This window comes from Geminicoccus roseus DSM 18922 (assembly GCF_000427665.1).
GTDB classification, from domain to species: Bacteria; Pseudomonadota; Alphaproteobacteria; order Geminicoccales; family Geminicoccaceae; genus Geminicoccus; species Geminicoccus roseus.
Window position 1 is genome coordinate 877,561 of record NZ_KE386572.1, and the last position, 12,847, is coordinate 890,407.

Here is a 12,847-nt window from a genome sequence, read left to right on the forward strand (position 1 = left end):
GAACTAAGTTCCGACCACAAGGAACCGTCCTGCGGGCCTGCGGTGTTCTGCGCCCAGCCCTCGCGGCACGGTCGCATGCCGGCCGACGCGGCATGCCCTTCCCGCCCGTTTCGGAGATCCTGATGGACGACGACCGCAAGACGCTTACGACCCGCCAGGGTCACCCGGTCCGCGACAACCAGAGCATGCGCACTGTTGGGGAGCGCGGCCCGGCGACGCTCGAGAACTACCAGTTCATCGAGAAGATCACCCATTTCGACCGGGAGCGGATCCCGGAGCGGGTGGTGCACGCCCGCGGTGCGGCCGCCCATGGCTGGTTCGAGGCCTATGGCAAGATCGGCGACGAGCCGGCCTCCAAGTACACCCGCGCCCGCGTTCTGAACGAGACCGGGGTGAAGACCCCGATGTTCGTGCGCTTCTCCACCGTGATCGGCTCCAAGGACAGCCCGGAGACCGCCCGCGACCCGCGCGGCTTCGCGGTGAAGTTCAAGACCGTCGAGGGCAACTGGGACCTGGTCGGCAACAATCTCAAGATTTTCTTCATTCGGGATGCCATCAAGTTTCCCGACATGATCCATGCCTTCAAGCCGGACCCGGTCACCAACCGGCAGGAGGCCTGGCGCTTCTTCGACTTCGTGTCGCAGACGCCGGAAGCGCTGCACATGGTGACCTGGGTGAAGAGCCCCTGGGGCATCCCGGCGAACTACCGGGAGATGGAAGGCTCGGGCGTCAACACCTACAAGCTGGTCAACGACCAGGGCGTGGCGCATCTGGTCAAGTTCCACTGGGTGCCCAAGCAGGGCGTGCGCAACCTGACCACCGAGCAGGCCGAGGAGATCCAGGCCCGGGAGGTCGGCCACGCGACCAAGGACCTGTATGACGCGATCGACCGCGGCGACTACCCGGAATGGGAGTTCTGCGTCCAGATCATGAGCGACGGCCCGCATGACGAGCTGGACTTCGACCCGCTAGACGACACCAAGCGCTGGCCGGAGGACCAGTTCCCGCTCCTGCCGGTCGGCCGGATGGTGCTGGACCGCAAGCCCGACAACTTCTTCGCGGAAGCCGAGCAGTCGGCCTTCGGCACCGGCGTGCTGGTCGACGGCATCGACTTCTCCGACGACAAGATGCTGCAGGGCCGCACGCTGTCCTACTCGGACACCCAGCGCTACCGGGTGGGGCCGAACTATCTGCAGCTGCCGGTGAACGCGCCGCAGGAGAAGGCGCGCGCCCACACCAACCAGCGGGACGGGCAGATGGCCTACCATGTGGACGGCGGCGGCGCGAACCCGCACGTCAACTACGAGCCCAGCACCCAGGGCGGTCTGCGCGAGGCGCCCAAGCCCGCGCGCGACTACCACCAGCATGTCGAGGGCTATCTGGGCCGCTACCAGATCACCCGCACCACCGACGACTACAAGCAGGCCGGTGAGCGCTACCGGAGCTTCGAGGACTGGGAGCGCGACGACCTGGTCGCCAACCTGGTGGCCGACATGAAGGCCTGCCCGAAGGACATCGCCCTGCGGATGGTCTGGCACTTCTGGCACTGCGACGAGGATTATGGCCGCCGGGTCGCCGAGGGCGCCGGCATCGACCTGCAGGAAGCGTTGAAGCTGCCGCTGCTGCCGCACCATCCGGGCCCGAACAAGGCGCGGCCGGCCAGCACGTTCACCGACGGCACCACGGTGGACCAGGCAGCGCGCCAGGCCGCCGAGTAAGGCTGCCGGCCGAACCGGTTCGCGAGGAGGGCCGCTCCGCCATGGAGCGGCCCTTTTTCGTGGCGCCTGGAGCGCCGCGCCGCCCCCCACCGGACGATCCTCCTGCCATCCGCGCCGCCCGCATGGACCGGATGACGAATGTCCTCCTAGCCACTGCAGCCGAAAAACCACAGCTTTCCCAGGAGCCGAGCTTGAGTTTTTGGCTCTCGATGGATAAAATAGAAGCGTTATTGTGCGATTTGTAAATAATTCCGACTCTGTGTTGTATTCGATAGTATATACTTGATGCTTTTCGGCACTCTCCCAAATGCCACGGATGGATCCCGGATCGACAACTCTCACCTCCTTGAGAGTTGACTTAAAAGCTCAATTGCCGGACCTAAACGCCTCGTTCGACACGCTCAACACGAGGTGCGCCCGACGATGTCTCCCGCAGCCTGCCGCGGTCACGTTCCCCCAAAGGACCGGATCACCCGCGACCGGTTCGCGCGCATGCCGGCTGCCTCCCCCTGTCGGGACGGCTGCTCGCGGCAGCCATCATCACCCTGCCGCCGCATCCTAGGCATGAGAACCCATGCCGGCCCCGGGACCCCATCGCGCCGCCGGACCCGCCATGCAGCCCTCTCCTAGCGGCCGCCTGTCCACGGCCACGGCGCCGCTGGTCACCATCGTTGTCCCGACCTGCAACAGCGCCGGGTTCGTCGGCGACGCGCTGGCCTCGGTGTTCGCCCAGACCTTCCAGGACTTCGAGATCGTCGTGGTCGACGACGCCTCGACCGACGCCACCGTGGCCCTGGTCCGGGCCCTGCGCGACCCGCGGATCGCCCTGATCGAGCTGCCGAGCAATGTCGGCCCGGCCGCCAGCCGCAACGCCGGGATCCGCGTCGCGCGCGGCCGCTACCTGGCGTTTCTCGACAGCGACGACCTCTGGCACCCGCGCAAGCTGGAGATCCAGGTCGCGGCGATGCGCTCGAGCGGCCGGCCGTTCACCTACACCCCCTACGACATCATCGACGAGCAGGGCCGGCCGTTCGCGGCGAGCGGCCGGCTGCCGGCCACCGCGACCTATGCCGGGCTCCTGCCGCACTGCTTCATCCGGACGTCCAGCATCGTCTACGATACCGCCGCCACCGGCGGGAAGGTCTACTGCCCGGACATCCGCAAGCGGCAGGACTTCGGCCTGTTCCTCTCGCTGCTCAAGCGGGTCGGCCAGGCGCATCTGGTCGACGCCCCGCTCTGCTCCTACCGCATCCGGGCGAACAGCGTTTCCAGCAACAAGCTCCACAATATCGGCTACCAGTGGCGGGTCCTGTTCGAGATCGAGCGGCTGGGGCTGGGGCCGAGCTCCTGGTACATGGGCTGCTGGCTGGTCCGCTCCGGCGGGGTGATCGCGTACCGCCGCTGGCGCCGCCTCCTCTCGGCGATGTCCCGCCGCCACGCCTGGAGCTGAGAAACGTTTCATGACGTCGAGCCTCCGCCCCGCGTCGTGCCTCCCGCTCCTCGCGTTCGTGGTGGTCGGCGACGAGACCTACGGCGTCCAGCGCTTCGTCGCGTCCTTCATCCAGGCCCTGGCCGAGCAGGGCGCCCGCACCGCCGTGATCGCGCTGCAGGACGGGCCGATGTACCGGGCCTGCCAAGCCGCCGGGGCGGTTGGTCATCTCTGCCCGGCCGGGGCCGCCCCGGACTTTGGGACCTTCGCCGACGCGCTTCGGGTCGGCCGCCACACCCTGCGCTCGGTGCGGCTGCTGGCCGGCCTCTTGCGGGAGATCCGGCCGGACGCGGTGATCGCGCGTACCGCCTACCTGGTGCCGCTCACCGCCCTGGCTGCGCGCCGGGCCGGGCTGCCCAGCTACTGGCTGCTCCCCAACCTGGTCAGCAGCCGCTATCCGCTGGCGGCCAACAAGCTCGCCTACGACCTTCTGATGCGGGCCTGCGGCATGGTGCCGATCGCCAACAGCCAATTCACCCGGACCAGCCTGCTCAACTTCCTGGCCGACGCCCGGGTGGCGCATCTGGGCATCAACCCGGAAGAATTCGACCCGTCGGCCGTCCAGCCCCTGGACAGGAGCCGCTTCGGGCTGACCGATGCGGATGCCGTGTTCGGGATCTTCGCCCGTCTGATCCCCTACAAGGGCCAACAACGGTTCATCGAGGCGGTGGCGTCGCGCGCGTCCGTTCATCCGGACCTCCGGGTCCTCATCTGCGGCGGCCCCACCGACGGGAGCTATTTTGAGGCACTGCGACGGACGATTGCCGAGCATGATCTCCAGGAACGCATCATTTTCACCGGCCCGGTCCAGGACGTGCAGGCCCATTACGCGCTGTGCGACGTCATCGCCAATGTCCGGCTCGACCCGGAGCCGTTCGGGCTTTCGGTCATCGAGGGCATGCTGATGGGCAAGCCCGCCCTGGTCCACGCGCTGGGCGGCCCGGCCGAGACGGTGCCGGACGGGACCGCCGGCTGGCATGTCGCCGCCCCCACCGTGGAGGCCTTCGCCGAAGGTCTGGACCGGGCCTATCGGGATCGCGCCCGCTGGCCTTCCATGGGCGACGCCGCCAGGCGCCACGCCCTGGCCCATTTCACCCATCGCGAAGCGGCCAGGCGGATCCTCGCGATCGTCGCCGGTGCGCTCCCCGCGGTCAGCGCCGTTCCGGCCGGCGGAAGCCACGCCCGATGACGCATGGTCGCCGCCACCAGGCGCCCCGCCCGGGCGTCGATCGCCATCCTGCATCCGACGGGTCCTGGTCCGATGTATCTGCAGGATAACATGCTGGCGCCGCACCCGCCGGCCCGCGTGCGGCTCTTGTGGATGCGCCGCCGGGGCAAGGTCGGCAACCGGCTGCTGATCACCACCTTCCTGGTCCTGGCCCTGGCCTCGCTGCATGTCGGCCTCTCGCTGCGGATCGGCTCGCGGGAACTGTTCCCCTATGTCGGGACCTTCCTGTCGGGCGTCATGCTGATCACCCTGTGCCGCGCGACCATCAAGCTGAAGAGCGTCGCCTGGCTCGGCCTGTTCTTCCTGATCGCCAGCCTGACCAGCTTTGGCAGCTTCGCAATCCATGCAGCACCCGGTGAGACCTTCGGCGCCCAGGCCCGCGGCCTCCTGGCCCTGGGCGCCGCCCTGACCTCGGGCTACGGCACCTTCCTGGGCCTGCGCGCGCTCGGCCGGATCCGGGCGGCCAAGCTGTTCTGGTATCTTTGGCTGTTCATCGTCGTGTTCTCGTTCCTGGAGGTCTATGGCGGGCTGCGGCCGCTCAGCGACATGGTGCGCGAGGGCCTGCGCCCGGACCGCTGGCTGTACGAGCTCGACCTGCGCGACGTGGACCGCTACGGCGCGCTGCGCCCCAAGGTGTTCGCCCCGGAACCGTCCATCGTCGGCTACACCGCGGGCTTGTGCCTCAGCGCCTGGTTCATCCTGGGCCTGCGCCGCCGGCAATGGCACCGGCTGGTCGAGTTCGTGCTGATGGCCGGGATCACCTGGTTCTTCGTCCGCTCGCCGGCCATGGTGGCCTGCCTGGCCGCCGGCGTGCTGGCCATTCCGTTCCACGTGTTCGGCCGCGGCCACTTCATCACCTTCCGCAAGCTGCGCGGCCAGGCCCACCCGATCCTGGCCTTCCTGACCCTGCTGGGCGTGGTCGGGATCGCGATCGCCTCGGTGTCGGCCAGCACCTACTGGGGCGAGGAGATCGGCTTCTTCGGCACCGGCAGCTTCTTCATCCGCCAGGTGGCGCCGATGCTCACCGAGGTCGAGGTGCTCAAGCAGCACCTCCTGCTCGGCACCGGCGTGAACGGCGACCACCTGCTCTTCCCGATCGTCGAGCAGGTCTATGTCGAGAACAGCGCCTTCATCCGCTTCCCCCATCTGTTCGACATGCCGGTCGACATCCTGATCACCAACGCGTTCTTCAGCTACTGGCACGCCCTGGGCCTCCTGGGCGGCGGGCTCGGCATGCTGGCCCTTTATTATTTCAGCATGTCGACCCGGGCCCTGCCGATGTTCGTGCTGGCCGGGACGGCGGTGGCCATCCATGCGGTCGGCGGGATGAACAATCCCCGGACCTGGATGATCTTCTTCGTGCTGACCGCAGCCAGCTCGCTGGCCGCCCCCCGCTTCATCACCCTGGTGCCGACCGAGCTGCCGCCCGAACCGCCGCCCGGACCGTCGGTGGAACCGGCCAGGCGGCGCCATCTGAGCCCGGTCTAGCGGCGGCAGGCCCGATGCAGCGGCGTCTCCTTGTCCCCGTCCTGGCGTGGCTGGCCCTCCTGGCAGGTCCCGCCGGGGCCGGCCAGCTGGCCTCGCCGCTGGATCCGGCCCGCTGGCCGGCGGGCGCCGCGGCCGGCAGCCCTCCCCCCTGTCCGGAGGCGCCGGCACCGGTGCGCGACCTGGCGGCGGTCATGTACTATGCCGACGCGGCGGGATCGGCGGTCGACCAGGACCGCCGCGACGAGAACCGGGCGATCGTCAAGCCGCTCGACGAGTTCACCCGGCTCCTGCTGGTGCAGTCCAACCGGTTCATGCGCACCGGCGACGCCAGGCGCGCCGCCTGCGGGTTCGGGATGCTGCACGGCTGGGCCGAGGCGGGCGCCTTGACCGGCGAACTCTCCCTGCAGGGCCAGTTCCACCGCAACTGGGCGACCAACGCGTTCGCCACCGCCTACCTGATCCTTTCCGGCGCGGTTGATGCCGAGCCGGCCCGGGACCAGGCGGTGCAGGACTGGCTGGCGGAGCTTTGCCGGCTCGACCAGCAGCTGGCCGAGCGGGTCAGCAACAACCACCTGGCCTGGAGCGCCGCGTCCTGCGCCAGCGTCGCGGTCGCCACTGACCAGCGGGCGCTGCTGGACTGGTCGGTCGGCGTGGCCGAGCAGGTTTTGGACGAGGTCGACGCGCTGGGCGTGCTGCCGCGGGAGATCGGGCGGGGGGAGCGCGCCCTCGCCTACCACAACTTTGCGCTGGAAGCCCTGACCGTGGTGGCCGAGATGGCTTGGCCGAACGGCGCCGACCTCTACGCCTACCGGGACGGCGCCCTGCCCCGCCTGGCGGACTTCGTGATCCGCAACGCCGAGGATCCTGCCGAGGCAGGCGAGCTGGCCGGCACGCCGCAATCCTGGAGCGGCGCCACCAGCGGGCGGTTCGTCTGGGCCGAGCCCTACCAGCGCCGCTTCGACGACCCGCGCCTGGCCCTCCTGCTCGGGCGGCTCCGCCCGATGCGCCACGCCTATTTCGGGGGCGACGCCACCTTGATGTATGCCGACGCCACGCTGCTCCCGCGCGCCCCGGCGGGCGACCATCCGGAATGAGATATCTCTGGCTGACCAGGGCCACCCCCTACCCGCCGCACAAGTCCGGCGACATCGCCTATGCCAGGGGCCTGATCGAGAACCTGGCGCCGCTGGCCCCCGTCCAGGTGCTCAGCCTGCGCACCGCCGAAGTGCGCAAGCCGGCGATCCCGGGGGTCGCCTGGAATGAGGTTGACCATGTCCTGCCCTCGCGCCAGGCTAGCATCGCCTCGCGCTTCCCCCAGGTGGCGTCGCAGAATGTTTCCCGTCCCTATCTCCGGCAGGTCCGGGAAGCCGCCGCCGAAGCCGACGCGATCGTGGTCGACAACCTGGCGATGGCCTGGTGCATCGCGCCGCTGCTCCGCCATCTCGGCCCGAAGCGGCCGCCGGTCGTGCTGGTCAACCACAACTTCGAGACCGCCCTGCGCCCGGGCCTGCGCGCCGGGGCCAGCTCGCCGGTGCTCAAGGCGGTGCTGGCCTGGGACGGCTGGAAGGCCGCCCGGCTGGAGCGCGCCGCCAACCGCGCGGTCGACGGCTTCACCGCGATCACCGAGGCCGACCTGGCCGCCCTGCGGGACCTGGCGCCCGGCAAGCCTGCCCATCTGCTGATGCCGGGCTATGGCGGCATCCGCCAGACAGGGCGCACCATCTCGGCAGCGACGCCCCGGCGGGTCGCGATCATCGGCGGGCGCGGCACCTTCTACAAGAAGATGATCCTTTCCAACCTGCTGCGCGCCCTGCAGGCGGCCGGGCTGCAGGAGCGGATGACCATCGACGTGGTCGGCGGCGGGCTGGACGGCGAGATGGAGCAGCTGCGCCGGGAATTTCCGGGCTTCCACTTCATCGGCTATGTCGACGACCTGGCGGAATATCTCGGCACCGCGCGCCTGGGCATCGTCGCCGACACGATCGGCGGCGGCTTCAAGATCCGCGCCCTGGACCATGTGTTCCTGCGCCTGCCGATGCTGGCCCTGGAGGCGGCCTTGAGCGGCATGCGCCTGCGCCCGGGCCTGGACTTCGTCGCCGCCCGCGACCTGGACGAGCTGATCGCCCAGCTGCCCGGCCTGATCGACGACCCGGCCAGGCTGGATGCGGTGCAGAACGCCGCGTTCGCCCGCTACGCGCCGATGTTCGACTGGGCGGAGCGGATGCGGGGGTTCCACGACTTCGTGGGCGGGCTGCGCCGGCCTTAGCTGAGCCCTCAGGCCCGGCGCGGCTCCAGGCCGCTGGCGATCCGCAAAATCTCCAGGCTCGACATCAGCCAGAGCAGGGTGATCAGCAGGCTGAGCCGCAGCCGGTCGGCATGAGAATAGTGCCGGGCCCGCCAGGCGCGCTTGATCTGCGCGCCGGAGATCAGGAAATAGGTCCAAAGCCAGCCGATCGGCCGCCGGCGGCTGCGCTCCGCTGCGATCCGGCCGCCCACCACCCGGCGCCGCTTGCGCACCAGCGCGTCCACCCGGGTGCGCGCCGGATGTCCCACCAGCATGGCGGGCACGTAGGCGATCCGGCCGCCCTGCGCGCGGATCCGCCGGGCGCAGTCGGCATCGCCGCCCGACTTCAGCTGGCCGTCGAAGCCGCCGACCCGGTCCATCACCGCCCTGGGGCTGACCCAGTTCGCGGTGACGCACATGCCCGAGGCGACGTTGGCCTGCTGGTCGAAGGCGAACAGCCGCTCGTAGTTCTCGCAGACCGTGCTGCCGTCGCCGGCGGGGCGGAACAGCTCGACCCGCCCGGCCAGGATCGCCGCCTCCGGGTCCCGCGCGGCGGCGGCCGCCGCCGCGCGGAGCCAGCCCCGGTCGGGCACGCAGTCGGAATCGGTGAACGCGACCAGGGCGCCGCGCGCGGCCGCCAGCCCCCGGTTGCGGGCATGGTAGGAGCCCGGCTGGGGTTCAACGAGCAGCGTCGCGAACGGGAAGTTCTTCACCACCGAGGCGGTGGCGTCGGTCGAGCCGTTGTCGACCACGATCACCTCGAACCGGTCCGCCGGATAGTCCTGGCCGGCCAAGGCCTCCAGGCAGAGGCCGATCAGCTCCTGGTCGTTCCAGACCGGCACGATCACGCTGACGAACGGCAGCCCGCTCATGCCGCTTCGCCCGCCACGGTGCGGCCGCGCACCAGCTGCATCAGCCGCCGGGTCTCCCGCCTGGCCGACGGCGGCAGCAGCAGGACCGCCGCCAGATAGGGCGCTACCGCCGCCACCGCCGCCGGCATCTGCAGCCAGGGCGAGGCCACCAGCTCGGTGGCGGCCAGGGCGATCGCCGCCACCGGCAGCGCCACCACCAGCACGATGGTGGCGCCGTTGCGCAGCAGGCTGCCGGTGTCGATCGCCGCGACGCGGCCCGCCCAGTGCATCTGCGCCAGCCAGAACAGGGCATAGGCCGCCGAGTAGCCGATGGCGACGCCGAGCCCGCCCCAGGGCAGCCCCGCCAGCATGGCGGCCACGATCACCGGCTGGGTCGCCAGGTAGAAGCGGAACTGCTGGCCGGTCAGCCCCTTGGCGACGAAGATCCAGTAGCCGCCCTGGCCCAGCGCCCGGAACACCGCGCCCACCGACAGCGCCTGGACGATCGGCACCATGCCGAGCCAGGGCTCGCCCAGCGCCACCCGCACGAACGGGTCGGCCAGCCCGAAGATCAGCCCGTAGGCGGTGCAGGTGAAGAAGGCCGCAGCCGCCTGGCCGGCGCGCAGGTAGCGCAGGAACGCCGCCGGATCGTCGGCCAGCCGGGTCAGCACCGGTATCGCCACCCGGCTCAAGGGTGCCGTGAACTGGCCGAGCGGCATCATCACCAGCTGGTAGGCGCGCCCGTAGATCCCCAGCACCGCCGGGCCCCAGACATAGCCGATCGCCACGTTGTCGGCGTTCTTCGCCAAGTAGGAGACGGACTGGGTGCCGGCGAGGCCGGCGCCAAAGCGCAGGAGCGGCATCACCACAGCCTGCCGGTCCGGCCGGCCCGGCCACCAGCGCGCCGCCAGCACCACGAAGGCCAGGCCGCAGGCGGCCACGGCGAGCTGCTGGGCGATCAGGGCCGCATAGCTGCCGGTTTGCAGCGCCACCAGGATTCCCGCCGCCAGACCCAGGGCCTGCGGCACCAGTTCCGACAGGCTGAGCACGGTAAAGCGCATCCGCCGGTTCAGTTCGGCGCGGAACTGGGTGGCCAGGCCGTTCAGGAGGAAGGTCAGCGAGATCCAGCGCGTGATCTCGACCAGGGCCGGCTCGCCGTACAGCCAGGCGATCGGGTGGGCCAGGGAGTACACCGCCAGGGTCAGGAGCAGGCCGATCCCGCTGTTGATCCAGAACAGGTTGGATTTCTGCCCGGGCGAAAGGGACTTCGCCTGCACCGCGGCCATCGACAGGCCGAAATCGCGCAGCAGCTCGCCAAAGCCGGTGAGCGCCACCACCATCGCCAGCAGGCCGACATCGTGCGGCGCCACCAGCCGGGACAGGATCACCACCGAGCCCAGCTGGACGAGGACCCGGTTGGACTGCCAGAACATGGTGCTGAGCGCGCCGCGCGCCGCCTTGGTGCCGAGCCCCATCAGCTGGCCCCGGCCAACGGCGGGCGCGGCATTGGCCGGCCGGCCACTCAGGCGGCCAGGCGCGCGGCGACCAGCCTGCGCAGGTCCCGGCCGACCTCGCCGATCCGCTCGAGCACCTTGAGGCGCGCAGCCGCGACCTCGGCGGCCCGGGCATGGGCGGCGTGCAGGTGGCGGGCGATCTCCCCGGCCGCCTGCCCCGACACGTCGATGCTGGCGCCGGGATAGCCGGCCGCATCGAAATGCCGGCCGACCTTGTGCTCGGCGCGGTCCAGCATGCAGAGCGGCACCGAGCCCTCGGTGAAGCCCACGATCAGCACGTGCAGCCGGTCGCTGATGGTGAGCGCCGAGCGGGCGTAGATGTCGCGCAGGCGCAGCTCCTGGGCGACGTGGGTCTGGTCGTTCCAGTCCACCAGGTAGGAGCCCAGCTCGTGGGCCAGCACCCGGCTGCGCTCGCCGTCCCGGCGCACCTGGGTCACCACCACCGGGCTCAGGCCGCTCTCCTGGCAGAATGCCTTGACCCCATCCAGCCACGGCCGGCCCGGGATCGGCCGGTCGCCGCGCATGGAGATCGCCACCAGGTCGCGCGGCCCGGTCGCCTCCAGGGGCGCCGCCGGGCGCTTCGGGCCCAGGTCGCCGAAGCCCCAGTCCGGCATCACCGCGCCGAAGCCGAAATGGGCCTGGGACTGCGGGTCGCGCCACAGCACCTGCTGGTGGTAGCGGAACGCCAGGCGGAACAGCGACATCCAGCTGCGCGGCTGGCTGCGCGCGCCGATGCCGAGCTGCAGGACCAGGCCGCCGTTGCGCACCACCCGCCGGTGCATCAGGAGCCGGCGCAGCGCCCGGCGAAGGGCGATCCGGTCGATCTGCAGTTCGCCGGGCTTGCCGATGCTGAGCACCGGCCCGCGCCTGGCCGCCTCGTTCAGGGTAGCCTTCCAGCGCTCATGGTCCTCGTAGACCACGTCGTCGATCGCCAGGGACAAGGCCTGCACGAACTCGACCGAGGCGTCCGCCAGGAAGATGTGCAGCGTCCCGAACGGCCGGAGCTCGTCGAGCAGGCGGCGGCGCAGCACGACGTCGCCGATATTGTCGTCCTGGCCGGTACACCAGACGAAGACGGGTAGCTTGTGGCCCGGATGCTCGACCGGCTGCATCGCTCATCCATGCTGTGCGATCTCGGGGAATGGGCAGACCTGTCCGGCCCGACCGGCGGCGGGATCGTCCGGCCTTGGGGCCGGCGCCGCGATCCCGTGGATAGTGCGCGGGCGGGCTGCTGTTCAACGCGGCCTGCCCGCGCGCCATGCAGTCGGTCCGGGCAGTGTTGCTTTCCGGAACCGGCCGCGCCGTGCCTTCTGGACGAAGGCCAGGCTGGCAGGACGCCGCGGCCGGGCATATGGGATCGGGCAGGATCACCCGCCCTTGGAAGTTGCAGCCCCCGTGTCCACCCGCGACCGTCGTGAGCAGATCCTCGAGCGCGCCAGGCGCACCGGCTATGTCTCGGTCGACCAGCTGGCCGGTGACCTGCGCGTGACCCCGCAGACGATCCGCCGCGACCTGTCGGAACTGTGCGAGCAGAACCTGCTGCAGCGCTACCATGGCGGCGCCGGCCTGACCTCGTCGGTGGAGAACGTCGCCTATGCCGACCGGCAGGTCCTCAACGTCGAGGCAAAGCGGCGGATCGGCCAGCTGGTGGCGACCGCGATCCCCAACCACGCCTCCCTGTTCATCAACATCGGCACCACCACCGAGGAGGTCGCCCGCGCCCTGCTCGACCATACCGAGCTGAAGGTGATCACCAACAACCTGAACGTGGCGAGCCTGCTCTCGCAGAACCCCAGCTTCGAGGTGATCATCGCCGGCGGCCTGGTGCGCTCGCGCGACCGCGGCATCGTCGGCGAGGCCGCGATCGACCTGATCCGCCAGTTCAAGGTCGATTACGGCGTGATCGGCATCAGCGGCATCGATCCGGACGGCTCCCTGCTCGACTACGACTATCGCGAGGTCCGGGTCGCCCAGGCGATCGTCGCCAACAGCCGCCGGGTCCTGCTCGCCTGCGACGCCAGCAAGTTCGGGCGCAGCGCGCTGGTGCGGATGGGCCATCTGGACCAGGTCCACGACCTGTTCACCGACCAGGAGCCGCCGCCCGACTGGACTGCCGGACTGGCGGCGGCGGGGGTGCGGGTCCATGTCGCAGAAGGATTGGACACAACCGGTTGAGGGTTTCGTTTCCGCAGATCGTGTGTTCGTTTTCTCCGGCATTATTTTCGATTGTGAACCCGAACGAACCGGGTTACGCCTCTTGTCATCAGGGTGGCAT

The 12,847-nt window shown here is 70.2% G+C and carries 10 protein-coding genes; 7 read left to right on the plus strand and 3 right to left on the minus strand.

The genetic code is table 11. From position 1 onward, the window contains the following. Nucleotides 1-122 precede the first annotated feature (122 nt). The 6 genes from GEMRO_RS0105450 (at nt 123) to GEMRO_RS0105475 (ending at nt 8,189) form a co-directional block, all read left to right on the plus strand. Nucleotides 123-1,718 (plus strand): catalase, encoded by a 1,596-nt coding sequence (locus tag GEMRO_RS0105450; RefSeq protein WP_027133195.1) that lies wholly within the window; start codon nt 123-125, stop codon nt 1,716-1,718. A gap of 613 nt (nt 1,719-2,331) precedes the next feature. Then, complete coding sequence (locus GEMRO_RS27800) at nt 2,332-3,168, plus strand: glycosyltransferase family 2 protein (protein WP_051328731.1); 837 nt, start codon at nt 2,332-2,334, stop codon at nt 3,166-3,168. Nucleotides 3,169-3,178: 10 nt separating this feature from the next. Then, on the plus strand, nt 3,179-4,396 hold the full coding sequence (locus GEMRO_RS0105460) for a glycosyltransferase family 4 protein (protein WP_027133196.1): 1,218 nt from the start codon (nt 3,179-3,181) through the stop codon (nt 4,394-4,396). A 72-nt stretch (nt 4,397-4,468) separates the two neighbouring features. Next, the gene (locus GEMRO_RS34580) at nt 4,469-5,923 is read left to right on the plus strand and encodes a hypothetical protein (RefSeq protein ID WP_169728316.1); all 1,455 of its coding nucleotides are present in this window, start codon (nt 4,469-4,471) and stop codon (nt 5,921-5,923) included. Between the two features lie 14 nt (nt 5,924-5,937). Continuing rightward, nucleotides 5,938-7,017 (plus strand): alginate lyase family protein, encoded by a 1,080-nt coding sequence (locus GEMRO_RS34585; RefSeq protein WP_027133198.1) that lies wholly within the window; start codon nt 5,938-5,940, stop codon nt 7,015-7,017. Continuing rightward, on the plus strand, nt 7,014-8,189 hold the full coding sequence (locus GEMRO_RS0105475; RefSeq protein ID WP_027133199.1) for a glycosyltransferase: 1,176 nt from the start codon (nt 7,014-7,016) through the stop codon (nt 8,187-8,189). The genes GEMRO_RS34585 and GEMRO_RS0105475 overlap by 4 nt, the downstream gene beginning before the upstream one ends. 8 nt (nt 8,190-8,197) lie before the next feature. Here the strand turns inward: GEMRO_RS0105475 and GEMRO_RS27805 are convergent, their stop codons facing one another. Genes GEMRO_RS27805 through GEMRO_RS32385 form a run of 3 tightly spaced genes read right to left on the minus strand, consistent with a single transcriptional unit; the run spans nt 8,198 to nt 11,684 of the window. Next, complete coding sequence (locus tag GEMRO_RS27805) at nt 8,198-9,079, minus strand: glycosyltransferase (protein WP_051328732.1); 882 nt, start codon at nt 9,077-9,079, stop codon at nt 8,198-8,200. Next, nucleotides 9,076-10,533 (minus strand): lipopolysaccharide biosynthesis protein, encoded by a 1,458-nt coding sequence (locus tag GEMRO_RS27810; RefSeq protein ID WP_051328733.1) that lies wholly within the window; start codon nt 10,531-10,533, stop codon nt 9,076-9,078. The genes GEMRO_RS27805 and GEMRO_RS27810 overlap by 4 nt, the downstream gene beginning before the upstream one ends. Before the next feature lie 47 nt (nt 10,534-10,580). Further along, a complete protein-coding gene (locus tag GEMRO_RS32385; protein WP_027133200.1) occupies nt 10,581-11,684 on the minus strand; it encodes a hypothetical protein in 1,104 nt (367 codons plus the stop codon). 244 nt (nt 11,685-11,928) lie between these two features. On the opposite strand from GEMRO_RS32385, the gene GEMRO_RS0105495 reads away from it, so the two are divergent. Next, nucleotides 11,929-12,747, plus strand: coding sequence for a DeoR/GlpR family DNA-binding transcription regulator (locus GEMRO_RS0105495; RefSeq protein WP_027133201.1), 819 nt, complete (start codon nt 11,929-11,931; stop codon nt 12,745-12,747). The last annotated feature ends 100 nt before the right edge of the window (nt 12,748-12,847 follow it).

What these genes read in the sequence shown, in the direction of transcription:
- GEMRO_RS27800 (WP_051328731.1), top strand. Translation starts at nt 2,332, where the DNA reads ATGCAGCCCTCTCCTAGCGGCCGCCTGTCCACGGCCACGGCGCCGCTG.
- GEMRO_RS27805 (WP_051328732.1), bottom strand. Translation starts at nt 9,079, where the DNA reads ATGAGCGGGCTGCCGTTCGTCAGCGTGATCGTGCCGGTCTGGAACGAC.
- GEMRO_RS0105460 (WP_027133196.1), top strand. Translation starts at nt 3,179, where the DNA reads ATGACGTCGAGCCTCCGCCCCGCGTCGTGCCTCCCGCTCCTCGCGTTC.
- GEMRO_RS32385 (WP_027133200.1), bottom strand. Translation starts at nt 11,684, where the DNA reads ATGCAGCCGGTCGAGCATCCGGGCCACAAGCTACCCGTCTTCGTCTGG.
- GEMRO_RS27810 (WP_051328733.1), bottom strand. Translation starts at nt 10,533, where the DNA reads ATGGGGCTCGGCACCAAGGCGGCGCGCGGCGCGCTCAGCACCATGTTC.
- GEMRO_RS34580 (WP_169728316.1), top strand. Translation starts at nt 4,469, where the DNA reads ATGTATCTGCAGGATAACATGCTGGCGCCGCACCCGCCGGCCCGCGTG.
- GEMRO_RS0105475 (WP_027133199.1), top strand. Translation starts at nt 7,014, where the DNA reads ATGAGATATCTCTGGCTGACCAGGGCCACCCCCTACCCGCCGCACAAG.
- GEMRO_RS34585 (WP_027133198.1), top strand. Translation starts at nt 5,938, where the DNA reads ATGCAGCGGCGTCTCCTTGTCCCCGTCCTGGCGTGGCTGGCCCTCCTG.
- GEMRO_RS0105450 (WP_027133195.1), top strand. Translation starts at nt 123, where the DNA reads ATGGACGACGACCGCAAGACGCTTACGACCCGCCAGGGTCACCCGGTC.